Source organism: Paracoccus sp. S3-43 (assembly GCF_029027965.1).
In the GTDB taxonomy this organism is placed as follows: Bacteria; Pseudomonadota; Alphaproteobacteria; order Rhodobacterales; family Rhodobacteraceae; genus Paracoccus.
Map to the genome: position 1 here is coordinate 2,167,342 of NZ_CP119082.1, position 21,244 is coordinate 2,188,585.

At 65.0% G+C, this 21,244-nt stretch carries 17 protein-coding genes, 1 tRNA gene and 2 pseudogenes; 14 read left to right on the forward strand and 6 right to left on the reverse strand.

Annotation, left to right across the window (positions count from 1 at the left end):
- Positions 1 to 4 precede the first annotated feature (4 nt).
- The 7 genes from proS to PXD02_RS11350 all read left to right on the forward strand — a co-directional run bounded on the left by proS (position 5) and on the right by PXD02_RS11350 (position 7,150).
- Positions 5 to 1,369 (forward strand): proline--tRNA ligase, encoded by a 1,365-nt coding sequence (gene proS / locus PXD02_RS11320; RefSeq protein ID WP_275103976.1) that lies wholly within the window; start codon positions 5 to 7, stop codon positions 1,367 to 1,369.
- Positions 1,366 to 1,857: a DUF2937 family protein gene (locus tag PXD02_RS11325; RefSeq protein WP_275103977.1), complete on the forward strand. Its 492-nt coding sequence runs from the start codon at positions 1,366 to 1,368 to the stop codon at positions 1,855 to 1,857. The genes proS and PXD02_RS11325 overlap by 4 nt, the downstream gene beginning before the upstream one ends.
- A 114-nt stretch (positions 1,858 to 1,971) precedes the next feature.
- A complete protein-coding gene (locus tag PXD02_RS11330; protein WP_275103978.1) occupies positions 1,972 to 3,156 on the forward strand; it encodes an ABC transporter substrate-binding protein in 1,185 nt (394 codons plus the stop codon).
- 114 nt (positions 3,157 to 3,270) lie between these two features.
- A complete protein-coding gene (locus tag PXD02_RS11335) occupies positions 3,271 to 4,062 on the forward strand; it encodes an ABC transporter ATP-binding protein (protein WP_275103979.1) in 792 nt (263 codons plus the stop codon).
- Positions 4,062 to 4,796: an ABC transporter ATP-binding protein gene (locus PXD02_RS11340; protein WP_275103980.1), complete on the forward strand. Its 735-nt coding sequence runs from the start codon at positions 4,062 to 4,064 to the stop codon at positions 4,794 to 4,796. The genes PXD02_RS11335 and PXD02_RS11340 overlap by 1 nt, the downstream gene beginning before the upstream one ends.
- Positions 4,797 to 4,798: 2 nt before the next feature.
- A complete protein-coding gene (locus PXD02_RS11345; RefSeq protein WP_275103981.1) occupies positions 4,799 to 5,806 on the forward strand; it encodes a branched-chain amino acid ABC transporter permease in 1,008 nt (335 codons plus the stop codon).
- Positions 5,807 to 5,818: 12 nt separating this feature from the next.
- The gene (locus PXD02_RS11350) at positions 5,819 to 7,150 is read left to right on the forward strand and encodes a branched-chain amino acid ABC transporter permease (protein WP_275103982.1); all 1,332 of its coding nucleotides are present in this window, start codon (positions 5,819 to 5,821) and stop codon (positions 7,148 to 7,150) included.
- Positions 7,151 to 7,248: 98 nt separating this feature from the next.
- Here the strand turns inward: PXD02_RS11350 and PXD02_RS11355 are convergent, their stop codons facing one another.
- Positions 7,249 to 7,782 (reverse strand): CAP domain-containing protein, encoded by a 534-nt coding sequence (locus PXD02_RS11355; RefSeq protein ID WP_275103983.1) that lies wholly within the window; start codon positions 7,780 to 7,782, stop codon positions 7,249 to 7,251.
- Positions 7,783 to 7,883: 101 nt separating this feature from the next.
- On the opposite strand from PXD02_RS11355, the gene guaA reads away from it, so the two are divergent.
- From guaA to PXD02_RS11385, 6 genes and pseudogenes are all read left to right on the forward strand, one after another.
- Positions 7,884 to 9,443, forward strand: a complete 1,560-nt coding sequence (guaA, locus tag PXD02_RS11360) for a glutamine-hydrolyzing GMP synthase (protein ID WP_275103984.1) — start codon at positions 7,884 to 7,886, stop codon at positions 9,441 to 9,443.
- 487 nt (positions 9,444 to 9,930) lie between these two features.
- A complete protein-coding gene (locus PXD02_RS11365; RefSeq protein WP_473092084.1) occupies positions 9,931 to 10,473 on the forward strand; it encodes a tyrosine-type recombinase/integrase in 543 nt (180 codons plus the stop codon).
- A 9-nt stretch (positions 10,474 to 10,482) separates the two neighbouring features.
- Positions 10,483 to 10,893: pseudogene (locus PXD02_RS11370) on the forward strand (class I SAM-dependent methyltransferase); the annotation flags it as partial.
- A 150-nt stretch (positions 10,894 to 11,043) separates the two neighbouring features.
- Positions 11,044 to 11,666: pseudogene (locus tag PXD02_RS11375) on the forward strand (transposase); the annotation flags it as partial.
- Between the two features lie 471 nt (positions 11,667 to 12,137).
- Positions 12,138 to 12,213: transfer RNA gene (locus PXD02_RS11380), tRNA-Ala, on the forward strand.
- A 112-nt stretch (positions 12,214 to 12,325) separates the two neighbouring features.
- Positions 12,326 to 13,615 (forward strand): DUF6538 domain-containing protein, encoded by a 1,290-nt coding sequence (locus PXD02_RS11385; RefSeq protein WP_275103986.1) that lies wholly within the window; start codon positions 12,326 to 12,328, stop codon positions 13,613 to 13,615.
- A gap of 109 nt (positions 13,616 to 13,724) precedes the next feature.
- Here PXD02_RS11385 and PXD02_RS11390 read toward each other — a convergent pair whose 3' ends face one another.
- The 3 genes from PXD02_RS11390 to PXD02_RS11400 all read right to left on the reverse strand — a co-directional run bounded on the left by PXD02_RS11390 (position 13,725) and on the right by PXD02_RS11400 (position 18,195).
- The gene (locus PXD02_RS11390) at positions 13,725 to 14,048 is read right to left on the reverse strand and encodes a hypothetical protein (RefSeq protein ID WP_275103987.1); all 324 of its coding nucleotides are present in this window, start codon (positions 14,046 to 14,048) and stop codon (positions 13,725 to 13,727) included.
- A 1,445-nt stretch (positions 14,049 to 15,493) separates the two neighbouring features.
- On the reverse strand, positions 15,494 to 16,543 hold the full coding sequence (locus PXD02_RS11395) for an IS481 family transposase (RefSeq protein WP_275103988.1): 1,050 nt from the start codon (positions 16,541 to 16,543) through the stop codon (positions 15,494 to 15,496).
- Positions 16,544 to 16,782: 239 nt separating this feature from the next.
- The gene (locus tag PXD02_RS11400) at positions 16,783 to 18,195 is read right to left on the reverse strand and encodes a class II 3-deoxy-7-phosphoheptulonate synthase (protein WP_275103989.1); all 1,413 of its coding nucleotides are present in this window, start codon (positions 18,193 to 18,195) and stop codon (positions 16,783 to 16,785) included.
- A gap of 128 nt (positions 18,196 to 18,323) precedes the next feature.
- On the opposite strand from PXD02_RS11400, the gene PXD02_RS11405 reads away from it, so the two are divergent.
- On the forward strand, positions 18,324 to 19,298 hold the full coding sequence (locus PXD02_RS11405; RefSeq protein ID WP_275103990.1) for a GlxA family transcriptional regulator: 975 nt from the start codon (positions 18,324 to 18,326) through the stop codon (positions 19,296 to 19,298).
- Positions 19,299 to 19,352: 54 nt separating this feature from the next.
- Here PXD02_RS11405 and PXD02_RS11410 read toward each other — a convergent pair whose 3' ends face one another.
- Positions 19,353 to 19,802, reverse strand: coding sequence for a F0F1 ATP synthase subunit epsilon (locus tag PXD02_RS11410; RefSeq protein WP_275103991.1), 450 nt, complete (start codon positions 19,800 to 19,802; stop codon positions 19,353 to 19,355).
- A 9-nt stretch (positions 19,803 to 19,811) separates the two neighbouring features.
- Complete coding sequence (atpD, locus tag PXD02_RS11415; RefSeq protein ID WP_275103992.1) at positions 19,812 to 21,236, reverse strand: F0F1 ATP synthase subunit beta; 1,425 nt, start codon at positions 21,234 to 21,236, stop codon at positions 19,812 to 19,814.
- Positions 21,237 to 21,244 lie beyond the last annotated feature (8 nt).

Sequence of the window (21,244 nt, forward strand, 5' to 3'; positions counted from 1 at the left end):
CGCCATGCGTCTGTCGCGCTATTTCCTGCCGGTGCTGAAGGAAGACCCGAAAGAGGCTCAGATCGTCAGCCATCGGCTGATGCTGCGCGCGGGCATGATCAAGCAGCAGTCGGCGGGGATCTATTCCTGGCTGCCGCTGGGGCTGCGGGTGCTGAACCGCATCCAGCAGATCGTCCACGAGGAACAGCAGCGCGCAGGCCATATCCCGGTGCTGATGCCGACCATCCAGTCGGCCGACCTGTGGCGCGAAAGCGGCCGCTATGACGATTACGGCGACGAGATGCTGCGCATCACCGACCGCCACAAGCGCGACATGCTGTATGGCCCCACGAACGAGGAGGTCGTCACCGACATCTTCCGCGCCCATGTGAACAGCTACAAGGATCTGCCGCTGACGCTGTACCAGATCCAGTGGAAGTTCCGCGACGAGATCCGCCCCCGCTTCGGCGTGATGCGGGGGCGCGAGTTCCTGATGAAGGACGGCTACAACTTCGACCTGACGCGCGAGGCCGCGCTGCACGCCTATAACCGGCATCTGGTCAGCTATCTGCGGACCTATGAACGGATGGGCTTGCAGGCCATTCCGATGCGAGCCGATTCTGGCCCCATCGGCGGCGAGGATACCCATGAATTCCTGGTGCTGGCGGAAACCGGCGAATCCGAGGTCTTCTATGACAGCCAGATCACCGACCTGACCTTCGGCGACCGGCAGATCGACTATGACAGCGTGGAAGAGTGCCGGGCCGTGCTGGAGGAGTTCACCAGCCGTTACGCCCGCACCGATGAGACCCATGACGAGGCGGTCTTCGCGCAAGTCCCCGAGGAACGCCGCCGCAGCGCGCGCGGGATCGAGGTCGGCCAGATCTTCTATTTCGGCACCAAGTATTCCGAGCCGATGGGGGCCACGGTCGTCGGTCCCGACGCGCAGCGGGTGCCGGTGCATATGGGCAGCCACGGCATCGGCGTCTCGCGCCTGCTGGGCGCCATCATCGAGGCCAGCCACGACGACAAGGGCATCATCTGGCCCGAGGGCGTGACCCCGTTCCATGTCGGCATCGTCAACCTGAAGCAGGGGGACAACTCCACCGACAGCGCCTGCGACGCGATCTATGCGGAATTGCAGGCGCGGGGGCTGGATCCGCTCTATGACGACCGCGACGACCGGGCGGGGGCGAAATTCGCCACGATGGACCTGATCGGCCTGCCCTGGCGCATCACCGTCGGGCCGCGCGGCCTGGCGGCAAACAAGGTCGAGCTGACCAGCCGCCGCACCGGCGAGACCGAGGAGATGTCGCCCAAGGACGCCATCGCCCGGCTGGAACAGGTCTATGCGCCGGTGCTGGGCCTCAACAAGGCGCAGGACAGGTGATCGGGTTCCTGCGGCTGGCGGTGGCGGTCTGCTGCGCGGTCGTCCTGTCGCAGTTCCCGGCCTTTTCCGACCAGTATGTGCAGCGACTGGGCGGGCAGGTCGATGCCCTGTCCCGCGTCGCCGCCGAATTCGACGCCAGCGCCCAAGCCGCTGGCCTGTCGCGCGATCAGGCCCTGACCGACCTGTCCGGCAGCGCCTTCCGTGATGCGCATCAATCGAACATGCGCGATGTCTTTGCCCGCCTGGACCGGGCGCGCGCGGATTTGCAGATGCTGCGCATCGCCGGGCCGCTGGAACGGATGCTGCTGCCTCACCGCCTGCGCGACGCGGAGACGCTGACGGCCACCTGGGGCGACTTCCGCCCCGCCGTGCCCGTCACGGTTGCGGGGTTCTGGGCCGCGGGGATCGGGCTGGCCCTGGGCTGGTTGCTGACCGCCCTGCCCGGCCTGGTGTTCCGGCGCAGGCAAGACCGGCTGGGCTGGCGCTGACCATGCGTCACCGGCCCGAAAAGGCAGGGTTTCTTGGCGATATCCCGCTTTTCTTTTAGGCAAGGCGCTTCTAACCTGTCTGGCAGGACATTGTTCCAACTGGGAGACAATCACATGAAAAAACTTCTTCTGGCCACCGCTGCAGCGGCGTTGCTGGCCGGTGCCGCAAGCGCCGAGGATGTCAAGCTGGGCACCTCGTTCGGGTTCACCGGACCGCTGGAAACCATGGCGCCGCCGATGCAGAACGGCGTCACGCTGGCCGCGAAAGAGGTGACGGACAGCGGGCTGCTGCTGGACGGATCGACCGTGACCGTGGTGCAGGGCGATTCCACCTGCATCGACGCCGCCGCCGCCAGCGCGACCGTCGAACGCCTGATCACCGCCGAGAAGGTGCACGGCATCATCGGCGGCATGTGTTCGGGCGAAACCATCGCCTCGTTGCAGAACGTGGCGGTGCCGAACGGCGTGGTGATGATCTCGCCTTCCGCGACCTCTCCGGCGCTGTCGACCATGGCCGATAACGGGCTGTTCTTCCGCACCTCGCCGTCGGACGCGCGCCAGGGCGAGGTGATGGCCGACATCATCCTGGAAAAGGGCATCAAGTCGGTCGCCGTCACCTATACCAACAACGACTATGGCAAGGGCCTGGCCGACAGCTTCGCGGCGGCCTTCACGGCCAAGGGCGGCACCGTGACCGTCAATTCCGCCCATGACGACGGCAAGGCCGACTATTCGGCCGAGGTCGCGGCCCTGGCCGCCGCCGGGGGCGATGCCCTGGTCGTGGCGGGCTATGTCGATCAGGGCGGGTCGGGCATCGTGCGCGGCGCCCTGGACAGCGGCGCGTTCGAGACCTTCGTCTTCCCCGACGGCATGGTCAACGACACCCTGGTCAACAATTTCGGGTCCGAGATCGAGGGCAGCTTCGGCCAGAACCCGGCGGCAGAGGGCGAAGGCCGCGACACGTTCGTGGAACTGGCCAAGGCCGCCGGTTTCGACGGCACCGCCACCTATGCGGGCGAATCCTATGACGCCGCCGCGCTGATCCTGCTGTCCATGGCCGCCGCCGGCAGCAGCGATCCCGCCACCTACAAGGACAAGGTGATGGACGTGGCCAACGCGCCGGGCGAAAAGATCCTGCCGGGCGAGCTGGGCAAGGCGCTGCAAATCCTGAAGGACGGCGGCGATGTCGATTATGTCGGCGCCACCGCCGTCGAACTGGTGGGCGAAGGCGAATCCGCCGGGGTCTATCGCCAGATCGCCATCACGGACGGCAAGATGGAAGTCGTCGGCTATCGCTGAGGCGCGGGACATGATACGGCCCGGCAGCCTTTTCGGTTGCCGGGCCATTTTTCATGACAAAAGCCGCTGAATGCGGTCACACTTCACCAATGGCGTGAAGACGGGGTAACAAGAATGATAAGGGTCGAAGACCTCCACCGGCATTTCGGCGGCTTCCGGGCCGTCGATGGCGCCAGCGTGACGATCGAGACGGGATCCATCACCGGCCTGATCGGCCCGAACGGGGCGGGCAAGTCCACGCTGTTCAACGTGATCGCGGGCGTGCTGCCGCCCACATCGGGCCGCGTCTTCATGGATGGCGAGGACATCACCGGCCTGCCGCCGCACCAGTTGTTCCACAAGGGGCTGCTGCGCACCTTCCAGCTGGCGCATGAATTTTCCTCGATGACGGTGCGGGAAAACCTGATGATGGTGCCCGGCGGCCAGTCGGGCGAGACGATCTGGAAGACCTGGCTGCAACGCGCCCGCATCGAACGCGAGGAAGCCGCGCTGCGCAGACAAGCCGACGAGGTTCTGGACTTCCTCACCATCCGCCACCTGACCCATGAAAAGGCCGGCAACCTGTCGGGCGGGCAGAAGAAGCTGCTGGAACTGGGCCGCACGATGATGGTCGACGCGAAGGTGGTGTTCCTGGACGAGGTCGGCGCGGGCGTGAACCGCACCCTGCTGGGCACCATCGGCGACGCCATCGTGCGGCTGAACCGCGAACGCGGCTATACCTTCTGCGTGATCGAACACGACATGGATTTCATCGGCCGCCTGTGCGACCCGGTGATCGTGATGGCGGCGGGCAAGGTTCTGGCGCAAGGCCCCGCCGACCACATCATGCAGAACGAGGACGTGATCGAAGCCTATCTGGGCACCGGCCTGAAGAACAAGGTCAAGGCCGCAGGGGGGGCGCTGTGATGCAGTCTCAATCGCAATCGCAGGGCGCACAGCCCTTCCTGTCGGCGCAGGCGATGCGCGGCGGATACGGCAAGGCCGACATCCTGCAAGGCTGCACCCTGACCGTGGAAAAGGGCCAGATCGCCGTGATCGTCGGCCCGAACGGCGCGGGCAAGTCCACCGCCATGAAGGCCGTCTTCGGGATGCTGCCGCTCCGCGAAGGCCATGTGACCCTGGGCGGAGAGGACATCACCGCCTTGTCGCCCCAGAGCCGTGTCCGCAAGGGCATGGGCTTCGTGCCCCAGACCCACAACATCTTCCCGACCATGACGGTCGAGGAGAACCTGGAAATGGGCGCCTATATCCGCGACGACGATTTCCGCCAGACCATGGCCCAGGTGTACGACCTGTTCCCCGCCGTGGCCGAAAAGCGCAGGCAGGCGGCGGGCGAGTTGTCGGGCGGGCAGCGCCAGCAGGTCGCCGTGGGCCGCGCGCTGATGACGCGTCCGCAGCTTCTGATGCTGGACGAGCCGACCGCAGGCGTCAGCCCGATTGTCATGGACGAGCTGTTCGACCGCATCATCGAGGTCGCGCGCACCGGCATTTCCATCCTGATGGTCGAACAGAACGCCCGCCAGGCGCTGGAGATCGCCGACATCGGCTATGTCCTGGTCCAAGGCGCCAACCGATACACCGACACCGGAGAGGCCCTGCTGGCCGACCCGGAAGTCCGCCGCACCTTCCTGGGGGGCTGAACTTGGACATCCTCAACGCCCTTGTGGCTTTCCTGAACTTCGTCTTCATTCCCGCCGCCGCCTATGGCGCGCAGCTTGCGCTTGGCGCACTGGGGGTGACGCTGATCTATGGCATCCTGCGGTTTTCAAACTTCGCCCATGGTGACACAATGGCTTTCGGCACCGCCGTCACCATCCTGGTGACCTGGGGGTTGCAGGCACTTGGCGTGTCGCTGGGGCCGCTGCCCACGGCGCTGCTGGCGCTGCCCGTGGGGATCGCCGCGACGGCGGTTCTGGTGCTTGCCACCGACCGCGCGGTCTATCGTTTCTACCGGGCACAGCGGGCCGTGCCGATCATCTTCGTCATGGCCTCGGTGGGCGTGATGTTCGTGATGAACGGGCTGACGCGCCTGCTGATCGGCGTCGATGAACAGCGCTTCGACGACGGCGCGCGCTTCATCATCAACGTGCGCGACTTCCGCAACTGGACCGGTTTGGCCGAGGGGCTGGCCCTGCGGTCCACCCAGGCGCTGACGCTGGTCGTGACCGTGATCGTCTGCGTGGCGCTGTTCTGGTTCCTGAACCGCACCAAGTCGGGCAAGGCGATGCGCGCCTATTCCGACAACGAAGATCTGGCCCTGCTGTCGGGCATCGACCCGGAAAGGGTCGTGCGCATGACCTGGATCATCGCCGCAGCCCTGATGACCATCGCGGGCGTGCTCTATGGCCTGGACAAGTCCTTCCGGCCCTTCAACTATTTCCAAATCCTGCTGCCGATCTTCGCCGCAGCCATCGTGGGGGGCCTGGGCAGCCCCATCGGCGCCATCGCGGGCGGCTTCCTGGTGGCTTTTTCCGAAGTCGCGGTGACTTACCCCTGGGTGAAGGTCGCGGGCTATCTGTTCCCGGACTGGCGGCCGGGCGGGCTGCTGCAACTGCTGGGCACCGAATACAAGTTCGCCGTCAGCTTCGTCATCCTCATCGTGGTGCTGCTGTTCCGCCCGACCGGGCTGTTCCGCGGCAAGTCGATCTAAGGGGGGTCTGCCATGTCGTCCAACCGTCAAGCCGCCCAAGCCAGCCCCTGGCGCGCGCCCGTCCTGTTCGCGGTCCTCGCCATCCTGTTCGTGCTGGAGGGCACGGTCAGGAACGGCATGTTCTCGGGGTCGTGGAACACGGCGCTGGCGATCCTGAACATGGGCCTGATCTCGGCCATCACCGCGCTTGGGGTGAACATGCAATGGGGCTATGCGGGGTTGTTCAACACGGGCGTCGTGGGCTTTCTGGCAATCGGCGGGCTGGCTCCGGTGCTGGTCTCCCTGCCCCCGGTTCAGGGCGCCTGGTCTGCAGGCGGGCCGCGCCTGATCGGGGCGCTGCTGGTGGGCCTTGGCACGCTGGCCCTGGCGCGCATCGCCTATGCCCGCACGCGCCGCGCCTGGACGGTGGCGCTTGTGCTGGTCGCGGGCTTTGTCGCCTATCGCTGGCTGTTCGACCCCGCCGTCACCGCCATCGAGGCGAATGATAGCGCCCGGACCGGCAATATCGGCGGGCTGGGCCTGCCGATCCTGCTGTCCTGGCTGGTGGGCGGCGCCTTCGCCGCCGCTGCCGCCTGGGCCGTGGGCAAGGTCGCGCTTGGGCTTCGCTCGGACTATCTTGCCATCGCGACACTGGGCATCGGCGAGATCATCGTGGCCGTCCTGCGGAACGAGGACTGGCTGGCGCGCGGCGTCAAGAACATCGCAGCCATCCCGCGCCCCGTGCCTTATGAAACCGACCTGCAGCAGAACCCGGCCTTTCAGGACGTCGCCGCCCGCTGGGGCTTCGGCGTGGCCGAGGCGTCGGGCATCTGGGTCAAGCTGTGCTACCTGTCGCTGTTCCTGGTGGTTCTGCTGGCGATCATCCTGCTGGCGGAACTGGCGCTGAAATCCCCCTGGGGTCGGATGATGCGCGCGATCCGCGACAACGAAACCGCCGCCGAGGCGATGGGCAAGGACGTGACCGCCCGCCACCTGCAAGTCTTCGTGCTGGGTTCGGCGGTGATCGGCATCGCCGGGGCGATGATGATCACGCTGGACGGGCTGATGGCGCCCAACAGCTACAACCCGCTGCGCTATACCTTCCTGATCTGGGTGATGGTGATCGTCGGCGGTTCGGGCAACAACTGGGGCGCGGTGCTGGGCGCCGTGCTGATCTGGTTCCTGTGGATCAAGGTCGAGGTCTGGGGCCCCGGCCTGATCGGCCTGCTGGTCGGCCCCCTGCCGGACGGCGACATCAAGGCGCATCTTCTGGACAGCGCCGCCCATATGCGCTTCATCGCCATGGGCCTGGTCCTGCTTCTGGTGCTGCGCTTCGCCCCGCGCGGGTTGGTGCCCGAAAGATAGCGGCCGCGCGCTTTGCCTTGATCCAAATATCCACGGGGGGAGATCGCCGGAACGGCGATCGGGGGGGGCAGTCAGCCCCCTTCTCCCTGCGCGAAGGATCAGCCGCAGTCGTCCCCCAGCACCACGCTGTAATAGGCCACGCCATCCACCCCGGTCGCATAGCCGCTGCCGACTTGCCGGCTGGACTGGCCCAGCAATTCGGTCCGCTGCGCCTCCTGCCCGATCCAGCGGGCGACCGCATCCGCCGGGCCGCCGCCGCGCCCGACAAGCTGCGCCACCCCGCAGACCGGGTATCGGACCGCCCGCGCCCGGTCCACGACGCTGGATCCGTTCGAGCCCTCGACATCGACGCGCCCCGTCCGGGCCATGTCGCAGGCATGGCTCTGCGCGACCTGCGCCAGCAGCGGCGCGCCCGCCAGCGGGGTCTTGCCCCGGCCCTGGCGGGCGTCATTGACGGCGGCGTCGATCCGCGCGGCGATCTCGGCATCGCCCGCGCATTGCGCGGCCAGCGCCTCCTCGGCCGGGGGCACGGTCGGGGTCTGCCACGGCAGGGCGGCGACGATGCCCTGCTGGCAGGCGGCAAGACCGGACAGGCTGATCGCAGCGGCGGCAAGGGCACGAAGGGCGGGCATCGGATGACCTTAGATGTTCGGCCCGAAACGCGGTCCCGACCGGGCCGGTTCCGGCGCCCGAATCCCTTGCGCGGCGGCATGGGCGCGCTTAAAGCGCATCCATGACCCAGCATCAGCGCCTTCTCATCATCGACTTCGGATCCCAGGTCACGCAGCTGATCGCGCGCCGCCTGCGGGAACTGAACGTCTTTTGCGAAATCCACCCCTATAACCTGCTGACCGACGACATCCTGCGCGGGTTGAACCCGCAGGCGGTGATCCTGTCGGGCGGGCCGGACAGCGTGACCCGCGCGGGCAGCCCGCGCGCCCCGCAGGCGGTGTTCGAGCTGGGCGTGCCGGTCTTCGGGATCTGCTATGGCCAGCAGGTGATGATGGAGCAGCTGGGCGGCGCGGTCGAGGCCGGGCACCACGCCGAATACGGCCGCGCCTTCATCGCCCCGGCCGAGGGCCACCGGGGCGACGGCATCTTCGCGGGCCTGTTCCAGGCGGGACGCGAGGAAGTCTGGATGAGCCATGGCGACCGCGTGACCGCCCTGGCGCCGGGTTTCCAGGTCATCGGCACCTCGCAGGGCGCGCCCTTTGCGATGATCGCGGACGAGGCGCGGCATTTCTATGCCGTCCAGTTCCACCCCGAGGTGCATCACACGCCGGGCGGCCGCCGGATGCTGGAAAACTTCGTCCGGCTGGCGGGCTTCACCGGCGACTGGACCATGGCCGGATACCGGGACGAGGCGATCCGCAAGATCCGCGAACAGGTCGGCGACCGCAAGGTGATCTGCGGGCTGTCGGGGGGCGTCGACAGTTCCGTCGCGGCGGTGCTGATCCACGAGGCGATCGGCGACCAGCTGACCTGCGTCTTCGTCGACCACGGGCTGCTGCGGCTGAACGAGGCCGAGGAAGTCGTGACCATGTTCCGCGACACCTACAACATCCCGCTGATCCATGCCGACGAATCCGACCTGTTCCTGGGCGCGCTGGAAGGCGTGTCCGATCCCGAGATCAAGCGCAAGACCATCGGCCGCCTGTTCATCGACGTGTTCCAGCGTTACGCCAACGGCATCGAGGGCGCGGAATTCCTGGCGCAAGGCACGCTCTATCCCGACGTGATCGAGTCGGTCAGCTTCAGCGGCGGACCCTCGGTCACGATCAAGAGCCACCACAATGTCGGCGGCCTGCCCGAGAAGATGGGCCTGAAGCTGGTCGAGCCACTGCGCGAACTGTTCAAGGACGAGGTCCGCGCCTTGGGCCGCGAGCTTGGGCTGCCGGAAAAATTCATCGGCCGCCACCCCTTCCCCGGCCCCGGCCTGGCGATCCGCTGTCCCGGAGAGATCACGCGCGAGAAGCTGGAGATCCTGCGCAAGGCCGACGCGGTCTTCATCGACCAGATCCGCAAGCACGGACTCTACGACGAGATCTGGCAGGCCTTCGTGGCAATCCTGCCGGTGCGCACCGTGGGCGTGATGGGCGACGGGCGCACCTATGATTTCGCCTGCGCGCTGCGGGCGGTCACGTCCGTGGACGGCATGACGGCGGACTACTATCCCTTCAGCCACGACTTCCTGGGCGAGACGGCGACCCGGATCATCAACGAGGTCAAGGGCATCAACCGCTGCACCTATGACATCACCTCGAAGCCGCCGGGCACCATTGAGTGGGAATAATTCGGGCCTACCCGAACGCTGCCGATAGCCCCCCAGAACCCTCCATAAAACCCTGAAATAAAAAGAGAATTTAATCTTGACCTATCGCCGTCTATCGCGGGGCAAGCCTCGCGATAGACGGACTTTTCGACGGCATCCCCGAACTTGCTCAATCCACTTTTTGAAAGTACCGTCAGGGGATTGGAAACCGCTGACGGACTTTTTTGACCATAAAGCGTCGAAATTCATGACGGAATTTTCAAGAAAGAGGTCAAAATAGGGCTGATGGACTTTTTGGGCGGATTCCTCCTTTTCGGGTCCATTTCGGAGGGAAGAATGCTCACGGATGCAGCCATTATGGCACTGAAACCACGAGACAAAAAGATAAGGTGAGGGACCGTCACGGTATGTACCTCCTGGTCTCTCCGACTGGAGCGATGACCTTCCGGTACGACTGCTCCAGGATGGCATCTCACCGGCCCACGAAAAACGGCGGGACAAACGCCGTATCAAGGAAGCAAAAGGCTTTGGCGAGTTTGGCGAACGCTGGCTGCAAGAGGCGCGGATGGCCGACAGCACCCGCGCGATGCGCCGCTCGATCTTTGAGCGTGACATACTGCCTACGTTTCGCAGGCGGCTCCTGTCGGAAATCACACCGGATGATCTGCGTTCACTGTGCGCCAAGGTGAAGCAACGCGGAGCGCCGGCTACGGCCGTCCACGTCCGCGATATCGTGAAGCTCGTCTGTGCCTTCGCAATCCTGCGCGGGGAAAAGGTGGCCAACCCGGCCAATGAGGTCGGGCCTGCCTCCATCACAACCTTCGTTCCCAGAGACCGTTCGCTGTCGCCTGCCGAAATCCGCGTCATGCTTGGCCAGCTTGAGCATGTGCCCACGCTGCCCACGATCCGGCTCGGCATGAAACTGTTCCTGCTCACCATGGTCAGGAAGAGCGAGCTACAGGACGCAACCTGGGATGAGGTCGATTTCGAGAACGCCGTCTGGTCGATCCCGAAGGAGCGGATGAAGCGATTCAAGCCGCACAACGTCTAATGTGACGTTATGTCAAATCAGAGCGACAGATTTCAGACGGCCGGCGATCGATATGCGCAGTTCCGCCCGCGATATCCGAATAGCATCGTCCGCAAGGTCGCCGCGCGGATCGTGGCGGCTCCCGTGGAACCCGCATTGCCTGTGCTCGATGTCAGCAGCGGCACGGGCATCTTCACGCGCCAGCTCGCGGCCGCCTTGCCGCAAGGTGTGCCGGTGGTCGGGGTCGAGCCATCGTTCCGGATGCGCGAGCAGGCGATGGTGCAGCCAGCTTCTCCTTCTGTCTCCTATCGTGATGGCAACGCCGAGCACCTGCCTGTCGAGGATGGCGGCGCGCGAGGCGTGGTGGCGGCGACGGCCGCGCATTGGTTCGACCGGCCGGCCTTCTATCGCGAAGCCGCCCGAGCCCTGCCTTCAGATGGTATCCTAGCCATCGTCGAGTATGTCCGTGACGAACACTCCCCGGCCGCCCGTGCCGTGATCGACTTCCTCGCCCGGCATGGGGAAGCGTGGACCTGTCCCCGTTCCGTTCCGGTCTTCAGAGAGCGATGCTCGCCAAAATGGAGACCGAATATGGCAGTGACACACAGCGACGAGTTCAAGCGCGATGCGGTTGGAATTGCACTCACCAGTGGTCTGACACGGCGTCAGATCGCGTCTGATCTTGGGATCGGGCTTTCGACGCTCGGCAAATGGATTCGGGCGAATTCCGATGAGGCAAAGGTGCCGGACCGGGATGCGGATCTTCTTCGCGAGAATGAACGGCTGCGGAAAGAGAACCGCATATTGCGCGATTTGAGCCGGATCAGGAAACAGTCCGGGGGACTGTTTGCCCGGCGAAAGTGGGAGGTGCCAAAACAGGCAGCTCAGTTCTTCGCGGCTCAAAAGCTGTGACGTTTCAGTTTATTGCCAGTTATCGGGGCTGCCTTTCCCGTAGCCATCTGTGTCGAATGATGGGCGTGACGGACCGCGGATTGCGCGCATGGCGGCACAGACCCCCGTCAATCCGCCAGCGGCGCGATAGGGTGATCCTGGCCCACATTCGCGACCAGCATCGGCTGAGCCTGGGCAGCTATGGCAGGCCGCGCATGACCGAGGAACTGAACGAATTGGGTCTGCGGCTCGGCCAGCGTCGTGTGGGCAGGCTCATGCGTCAGAACGGCATCCGCATCGTCCGCAGTCGCAAGAGCGAGTTGCAGGATGCAGTCTGGGACGAGATCGATTTCGACAATACTGTCTGGACCATCCCGAAGGAGCCCATGAAGCGGTCCAAGCCGCACAACGTCTACCTGTGCCGGCAGACCCTCGATATCATGATCGCGCTCAAGACCTGCGCCGACAACCGCCAAGCGCCGCATGACAATTTGAACGTCCAAACTCTATGCAGATCACAGGCTACTTGCGTACCACAGCCACAGGTGTGACAACGCAACCCGCCCACCTAGAAGAGAAAGCAATATCAATAGCTTGTCTGGTTGGTCGGCAGTTCCTCACCATCCACTACCCTCTCTGTCGCGGCAGTCCCAAGGCCCCTTGATCCGGCTGCCTTTCGGGGGATCGAGGGCCAGGCGACAATCTCCCGACGGCCGAATTTTCCGCTTGCACCCTGCTGCGCGCGCCCTTATAGACCCCGCACGCCACGGCGAAAGACGCGGCGGACCTCCGGTGGGGCCATAGCTCAGTTGGTAGAGCGCTTGAATGGCATTCAAGAGGTCAGGGGTTCGACTCCCCTTGGCTCCACCAATTCACTCGCTATGCAAATGTAAAATTCCCAGCATTTGCAGAGCATTCCCCTTCCGCGCCCTTGAAATCGCTCTTAAATCCCGGAACATGTCCCGGAACATGAGGCAGGGCGATGGGCATCACCAAGGATCGCGGTTACTGGTATTTCGTGAAGCGGGTGCCCAAAAGGTTCGCCCAAGTCGATCCCCGGCAGAAGGTGACGCGGGCGCTCTGGACCGACTCCGAACGCGAGGCGAGGATCAAAGCCGCAGCGGTCGAGGCCGAAGTCATGGCCTATTGGGAAGCCTTGGCAGTCGGCCAAACTGATGATGCGGCAGCCGCTTATGAGGCAGCGCGCAAGCTGGCACAGGCGCGCGGCTTTCCTTACCGTCCGGCGGCAGAACTGGCAGCCGCGCCGATTGATGACCTTCTCACGCGGCTAGAGGCGCTGATCCGATCTGATGGAACATTCGCGCCTCTGGCGGAAGCCTCTGCCCTTCTCGGCGCAATAGATAAGCCGCCCGTCTCGATCACGGCGGCGCTGGCTGATTTTGTCAGGTTTTCGGCTATTGAGCGGCAGGCAGGCAAATCCGAGCGGCAGGTCAAACGCTGGCGCCAGCCCCGTGAGCGGGCGGTTGCAACTTTCGTCAAGCTGAACGGCGACCTCGCCATGACCGAAATCGGGCGTGAACATGCCCAAAGACTGCGCGACCATTGGGCCGAAAGGATTGCCAAAGAGGGCTTGGACAAGGGGTCGGCGAACAAGGATATTGGGCATTTGTCCGACCTTTACCGGACGTGGTGCGAATATCACGCGCTGGATCTTCCCAACCCGTTCGCCAAGCTGCGGTTCAAGGGCAAGAAAACCAAGACGGTTGGCGTCCCGTTTTCCGAGGCTTTCATCCGGAACCGTATCCTTGCCGATGGCGCCCTTGACGGGCTGAACGATGAGGCGCGGGACGTGCTGCTCGTTATGGTCAATACGGGCGCCCGACCTTCGGAAATCCTGGGCTGTGGGCGTGAGGCGTGGCGACTGACAGAAGCTGTCCCGCATCTGGATATTTCTTGCCAGATCGCCCGCGTCCTGAAAACCGAAATGTCGCCCCGTCAAATCCCGCTGTTGGGCGTTTCCCTGGACGCCGCAAAGCGGATCGCGGGGCGGGGCGGTATCGGGCATTACGTTGACAATGCCGATAGTTGGTCGGCGACGGTCAACAAATTCCTGACTGAAAACAAACTGCGCGAGACGCCGAAACATACAGCCTATTGCCTGCGCCATTCGTTTGAGGATCGGATGACAGAGGCCGGGATTGATGATCGGATCAGGGCCGAACTGATGGGCCACAAATACGAGCGCCCCGACTATGGCCGGGGCGGATCGCTTGAGGTTCGGGCAAAGGCTCTGGCCCTTATTGCGCTGTAGCGGCTATCGCACGGCTTGCCTAATCTGCCTGTCAGGGCGGCGATCCGTTGGTGGCATAATGCCTTTTCGCCCCAAATCCGGTCATCCGAACATGCCAGCGCGGATATTCTCAGGCCGCGATTTGACTGGTCAGCGCCCGCGCTTCTGCCCATATGCTTTCGCTATCGTTCCAATCCGGTAAGATTTCGCCATAGCTGGTATCCACGATTAACTTGGCCGCGAAGTCTGCCGCGCATGTTGTGGGGGTTGCAACGATTTCGCGTCGGATTTCCGCAAGGCGATCCGCAAAAGCGCGCCCGCAACTGTCGATTTCCGCCATGTTTTCCGCTGTATCGGGATGGCTTTCCCATTCAAGCATGAGGCTTTGATACGAAATGAATTTCATCATAACAGGCGTTTTTTTTGCCGTGCCTATGTCGTTAAATGTGGTCATCGTCTTGCCTTGATTTGTGGCTTATCGCGGTTTCATCTTGATTGATCGGCTTCGCGGATTGCTTTGCCGCTTGCTCTTGTGCATCTTTTCTGGCACACAAAAAACATGTCGTCAATATCTGTCCCACAAAAAAAACGAGGCCGTCCCGCAACGGGTGAAACGCCGAGGGTCGGGGTGCGCCTGCCGGTGGACATGATGGCTGCGCTTGACGCCTACATTGCCGACAATCCAGCGGCTTCGCTAAGCGTGTCCGCCGCGATTCGCCGATTGCTGGTCGGCGCTTTGCAGTCCGAGGGTTATCTACCCGGAAAAGATGGACGTGACGCGCCCCAATAGCCGGGCTTGCGATCCATCCTGCCGCTTGCCTTCTCAGCGACCTGCCGCCGCCCGCCGTGCAATGCCGCCGCCAGCGGGGCCATGCCGCTACCTGCGGTGCCATGCTGCCACCTGCGGGGCCATGCTGCCGCCAGCGGGGCCATGCCGCTACCTGCGGGGCCGTGCTGCCACCTGCGGGACTATGCTGCCGCCCTGGTCATACCCCTCGACCTCGACCGCATCGCCGGACCGCCTGCCGCCGATCCCGTCGCATCGGGCCATGCCGCCGCATGATCTGCGATCCGGGCGCGGGGACTGGACCGCCGCGCCATGCCGCCGCCTGCGGTGCCATGCTGCCACCTGCGGGACCATGCCGCCGCCGTGGTCATACCCCTCGACCTCGACCGCATCGCCGGACCGCCTGCCGCCGATCCTGTCGCATCAGGGCAGCCGCCGCATGATCTGCGATCCGGGCGCGGGGAATGAACCGGCGCGCCGTGCCGCCGCCTGCGGTGCCATGCTGCCACCTGCGGGACCATGCCGCCATCTGCGGGGCCATGCCGCCGCCCGCCGTGCAATGCCGCTACCTGCGGGGCCGTGCCGCCATCTGCGGGCCGTGCTGCCGCCTGCGGGGCCGTGCTGCCTGCCGCCCTGGTCATACCCCTCGACCTCGAACGCATCGCCGGACCGCCCGCCGATGATCCTGTCGCGTCGGGGCAACCGCCGCATGATCTGCGATCCGGGCGCGGGGACTGGTCCGCCATGCCGCCACCCGCCGCGCCATGCTGCAAGCGCCAGAGAGGCAAAAGGTTCTCCCCAAAGTGTCGCAGCGTGGGTCTATTCGCGCCCCGCTTCACGTGACCGTCCGTCCTGCGATTTTTCCTGACTGACGGTTGTTGTTTGGGTTGTTGTTTCAATTGGTGCCGCCGCCGCCCGATCATGACCGCACCGGCCCCGCGCCCTTGCCTTCTCAGCGACCTGCCGCCGCCCGATCCAACCGTCGCAAGCTGACCGCCTGCCGCCGATCCTGTCGCGTCGGGGCAACCGCCGCATGATCCGCGATCCGGGCGCGGGGACTGGACCGGCACGCCATGCCGCTGCCGGTGGGGCCGTGCTGCCTGCCGCCCTGGTCATACCCCTCGACCTCGAACGCATCGCCGGACCGCCCGCCGATGATCCTGTCGCGTCGGGGCAACCGCCGCATGATCTGCGATCCGGGCGCGGGTGTTCAGTCCCGGCATCTGGTGGATCGGGTTTAGGATGAATCTGTCTGGCTCTGATGTCCAGATCTTGCAGATGTATTCGTAGGGCGTGAGGCCGCCGAGGGTCTTGAGCCTACGCGCGAAGTTGTAGGCTGCCATGAAGTCGGCGAGATGCGTGCGGAGCTCGTCGTGGCTGGTGTAGTGAAAGCGTTTGACGGTGGCGTCCTTGATCGTGCGGTTCATCCGCTCGACCTGACCGTTGGTCCACGGGTGGTTGGGCTTCGTCAGGCGGTGCTCAATGCCGTTGGCCTCGCAGATCATGTCAAAGCGCATAGGTCTGGAATAGATGGTGTTCCGGTTCCGAGGCTGCTCGGCGAACTGAATACCGTTGTCGGTGAGGATGGTATGGACCTGATAGGGCACGGCTTCGAGCATGTGCTGCAGGAACTCCCAAGCTGTCTTCCTGTCCGCCTTGTCGACGAGCTGGGTCACGGCAAACTTGCTCGTGCGGTCAATGCCGACGAACAGGTAAAGCTTGCCTTCAGCAGTCTGCACCTCGGCGATGTCGATATGAAAGAAGCCGATAGGGTAGCGCTTGAACTTCGACCGTTTCGGCTTGTCGCCTTCCACGTCGGGCAGTCGAGAGATGCCGTGGCGCTGAAGGCACCGATGCAGCGCTGAGCGTGTCAGGTGTGGAATTGATGGCTGCAGGGCATAGAGGCAGTCGTCCAGCGGCAAAAGCGTGTGCAGCCTGAACGCGACGATGGCCGCCTCCTCGGCTTCTGTCAAAACCGTGGAGCGTGGCTCCTTCGGCCCTGTCTTGAGATCATCGACCGTCGCTCGCTTGCGCCACTTCGCCACTGTCTTGGGGTTAATGCCGAGCTCCCGGCTCTGCGTCGCGAGCGAAGCTTGCGATCGTTGTATTGCAGCTCTGACGGCGTGCGTGGTCGTGGCGCTCCCGTGACGAACCTGGCCCATAATGCTTCCCTCCATCCCTGAGAAAGGATCGCACCATCAAACCGTGGGATCAAACACCTAGGCCGCACGGCGAAGCTGGGCAGCGATTTCGACATCTGGGACCCTGCGGGGATCACGGCGGCGGAATACGACGCGCTTCGGCCGTTCTTGTGGCCGCAATCCGGCCGCCGCCGGGGTGGGCGCTTCTTCGGCGACGGGCGGTTCCGTGCCCCGCCCGGCAAGGGGCGGCTGCCGGCAGATCAGACGGCCACGGCGTCGGGCCGGGCCTGGACCGCGGCTTCGCGGCGGTCGCGCAGTTCCTCGGCCACCAGGAAGGCCAGTTCCAGGGACTGGCTGGCATTCAGGCGCGGGTCGCAGGCGGTGTGATAGCGATCCGACAGATCCTCGTCCGTGACGGCGCGGACGCCGCCGGTGCATTCGGTCACGTCCTTGCCGGTCATCTCGAAATGCACGCCGCCGGGGATCGTGCCCTCGGCCTTGTGGACGGCGAAGAACTCGCGCACCTCGCGCAGGATCGAATCGAAGGCCCGCGTCTTGTAGCCGGTCGAGGACTTGATGACGTTGCCGTGCATCGGGTCGCAGGACCAGACGACGTTCGCGCCCTCGGACTGCACCGTCTGGATCAGGCGCGGCAGGTGGTCGCCCACCTTGCCCGCCCCGAAGCGCGCGATCAGCGTCAGCCGCCCCGCCTCGTTTTCCGGGTTGAGCCTGGCCATCAGCGCCTTCAGGTCGTCCGCCGTGGTCGTCGGGCCGCATTTCAGCCCGATGGGGTTCTGCACGCCCCGGCAGAATTCGACATGTGCGCCATCGACCTGGCGGGTGCGGTCGCCGATCCAGATCATGTGGCCCGACCCCGCTACCGGCAGGCCGGTGGTCGAATCGACGCGGGCCAAGGCTTCTTCGTATTCCAGCAGCAGCGCCTCGTGGCTGGTATAGAAATCGACCTTGGACAGCTGATGCGCGGTGTCGGAATTGACCCCGGCGGCCTGCATGAAGGCCATCGCGTCGCCGATCCGGCCCGCGATGTCGCGGTATTTCGCGGCCTCGGGCCCGCCGACGAAATCGGCGATCCAGCTTTGCACGCGGTGCATGTCCGCGAAACCGCCGGTCGAGAATGCCCGCAGCAGGTTCAGCGAGGCCGCCGCCTGGGTATAGGCCGCCAGCATCCGCTGCGGATCGGGGATCCGCGCCTCGGCCGTGAAATCGAAGCCGTTGATGATGTCGCCGCGATAGCTGGGCAGTTCCACGCCATCGACGATCTCGGTCGGGGCGCTGCGGGGCTTGGCGAACTGGCCCGCCATCCGGCCGACCTTGATGACCGGCATCTGCGCGCCCCAGGTCAGCACGACCGCCATCTGCAACAGCAGCTTGAAGGTGTCGCGGATATTGTCGGCGCTGAATTCGGCAAAGCTTTCGGCGCAGTCGCCGCCTTGCAGCAGGAAGGCCCGGCCTTCCGCCGCCAGGGCAAGCTGGGCCTTCAGGCGCCGCGCCTCTCCGGCGAAGACCAGCGGCGGATAGCGGCGCAGCTGCGCCTCGGCCGCCTGCAACGCGGCGGGGTCGGTATAGTCCGGCATCTGGACGCGGGGATAGGCGCGCCAGCCGGCCTTGTCCCAGGTCTGGGTGGCAACGGTCTTGCGGTTCTCCTGCGTCATGGCACGCACTCCTTGGAAATGATCGTGCTGATATAGACGCGAACGGCGGCAAGGGGAAGGTGGCGGATCCTCTTGCGGCAGCGGGAAAACCCTGATGAGGTGGCGCGATCACGCGCGAAGACAGCCCCATGCCATCCGAAAAGCCCCGCCGGTTCACCTTCCTTCTGCTGGACCGCTTCACCATGCTGCCCTTTACCGCCGCGGTCGAGCCGCTGCGGCTGGCCAACCGCGCCGCCGGGCGTGAACTTTATGCCTGGCGCCTGGTCGGGACGGGCAAGGACTGGGCCACCTGCTCCAACGGCGCCAAGGTGGCGCTGGACGCGGGGCTGGACGACATGACTGCCGAACGCGACGACGTGATCATCGTCTGCGGCGGCACCGAGATCGCGCGCGAGGCGACCCGGCCCGTGCTGACCTGGCTGCGCAAGCAGGCGCGCGGCGGGGCGACGATGGGCGCGGTCTGCACCGGCGCCTGGATCCTGGCCGAGGCGGGGCTGCTGGACGGGCGCAAGGCCACGATCCACTGGGAAAACCACGACGGCTTCGCCGAGGCCTTTCCGCAGGTCGACCTGTATCGGTCGGTCTTCGTCAACGACGGCAACCGGCTGACGGCGGCGGGGGGCACGTCCTCGATCGACATGATGCTGCACCTGATCGCCGAGGCGCATGGCGAGGCCCTGGCGACCGAGGTCGCGGACCAGATGCTGCACACCACGATCCGCACCAATCAGGACCGGCAGCGGCTGTCGATCCCCACCCGGATCGGCATCCGCCACCCCAAGCTGGCCGCCGTCATCGCGCGGATGGAGGGGAACCTGGAAGACCCGATCAGCCCCGCCCAGCTTGCGGCGGACGCGGGCATGTCCACGCGCCAGCTGGAACGGCTGTTCCGCCGCTACCTGAACCGCAGCCCCAAGCGATATTACATGGAAACGCGCCTCGCCCGCGCCCGCAACCTGCTGATGCAGACCGACATGTCGATCATCGAGGTCGCCCTCGCCTCGGGCTTTTCCAGTCCCTCGCATTTTTCCAAATGCTACCGGGCGCTGTATGGCGGCACCCCTTACCGCGAACGCGGGACCGGGGCCGCGCCGCAGGCATGAAAAACCCCGGCGCGGGGACCGCACCGGGGCCTTTCAGTCGCCACAGACCAGCCCTCAATCGGGCACGGTCGTTTGATTCGGATCCAAGCCGATATGGGTGCCCAGGGCCTCCATATCCGCCAGCAGCTTGACGGCGGCGGTCACGACATCATCGCCCACCGAGTCGCGCTTGCTTTCAAGATTGCGGCGGGTGCGAAGCGCCTCGGTCATCATCTCGTTGAAGACGGCTTGGGTCATTTCCTCGCGCGGATGGCCGCGTTCGGCCAGCAGGCTGACCGAATCGGGACCGATCTCGACAAAGCCGCCGGTCACGGCGAATTCCGTCTGCGATCCGTCGGCGCCGATCGCCGTGACCAGACCCGGCCGCAGCGTGACGATGGTGGGCGCATGGCCGGGCATGGCGGTCAGGTCGCCGTCCGTGCCCGGCAGGCGCACCTCGCGCACCGGGACCGAGACAAGGCTCCGTTCCGGCGACACGAGGTCGAACTGCATGGTATCGGCCATTTCGCCCCCTTACGCGGCTTCTGCCGCGAGACGCTGGGCCTTGGCCTTCACGTCCTCGATGTCGCCGACCATGTAGAAGGCCGATTCCGGCAGGTGGTCGTATTCACCGGCAACCACGGCCTTGAACGACGCGATGGTTTTCTCCAGCGGCACCTGAACGCCGTCGGACCCGGTGAACACCTTCGCCACGTCGAAGGGCTGCGACAGGAAACGCTGGATCTTGCGGGCGCGGGCCACGGTTAGCTTGTCCTCCTCGGACAGTTCGTCCATGCCGAGGATGGCGATGATGTCCTGGAGCGACTTGTATTTTTGCAGGATCCCCTGAACGTCGCGGGCAACCTGATAGTGTTCCTCGCCCACGACAGCCGGGTCGAGGATCCGGCTGTTCGAATCCAGCGGGTCCACGGCCGGATAGATGCCCAGTTCCGAGATCGCGCGCGACAGCACGGTCGTGGCGTCCAGGTGGGCGAAGGTCGTGGCGGGCGCCGGGTCGGTCAGGTCGTCGGCCGGAACATAGACGGCCTGGATCGAGGTGATCGAGCCGTTCTTGGTCGAGGTGATGCGTTCCTGCATCGCGCCCATATCGGTGGCCAGCGTAGGCTGATAGCCCACGGCGGACGGGATCCGGCCCAGCAGAGCCGACACTTCCGAACCCGCCTGGGTGAAGCGGAAGATGTTGTCCACGAAGAACAGAACGTCGGTGCCGGTGGCGTCGCGGAACTGTTCCGCCACGGTCAGGCCGGTCAGCGCCACGCGCATCCGCGCCCCCGGAGGCTCGTTCATCTGGCCGTAAACCAGGGCCACTTGCGACTCCGCCAGGTTGTCGGGCTTGATGACACCCGATTCCACCATCTCGTGATACAGGTCGTTGCCTTCGCGGGTGCGTTCGCCGACGCCCGCGAACACCGAATAGCCCGAATGCACCTTGGCGATGTTGTTGATCAGTTCCATGATCAGAACCGTCTTGCCCACCCCGGCGCCGCCGAACAGGCCGATCTTGCCGCCCTTGGAATAGGGGGCCAGCAGGTCGATGACCTTGATGCCGGTGACCAGGATTTCCGAACTGGTCGCCTGCTGCGCGAATTCCGGGGCGGGCTGGTGGATCGCCCGGCGCTCGCTGACGTTCAGGGGCTCGCCTTCGTCGACCGGCTCGCCCACGACGTTCAGGATGCGGCCCAGCGTCACGTCGCCGACCGGCACGGTGATCGGACCGCCGGTGTCGCTGACCGGCTCGCCGCGGACCAGACCTTCGGTCGAATCCATGGCGATGGTGCGGACGGTGTTCTCGCCCAGATGCTGCGCCACTTCCAGGATCAGCTTCTTGCCGTTGTTATGCGTTTCCAGCGCGTTCAGAATCGCCGGCAGGTGGCTGCCGAACTGCACGTCGACGACGGCGCCGATCACCTGCGTGATTCTGCCAGTGGGATTGGCCATTTGCATTT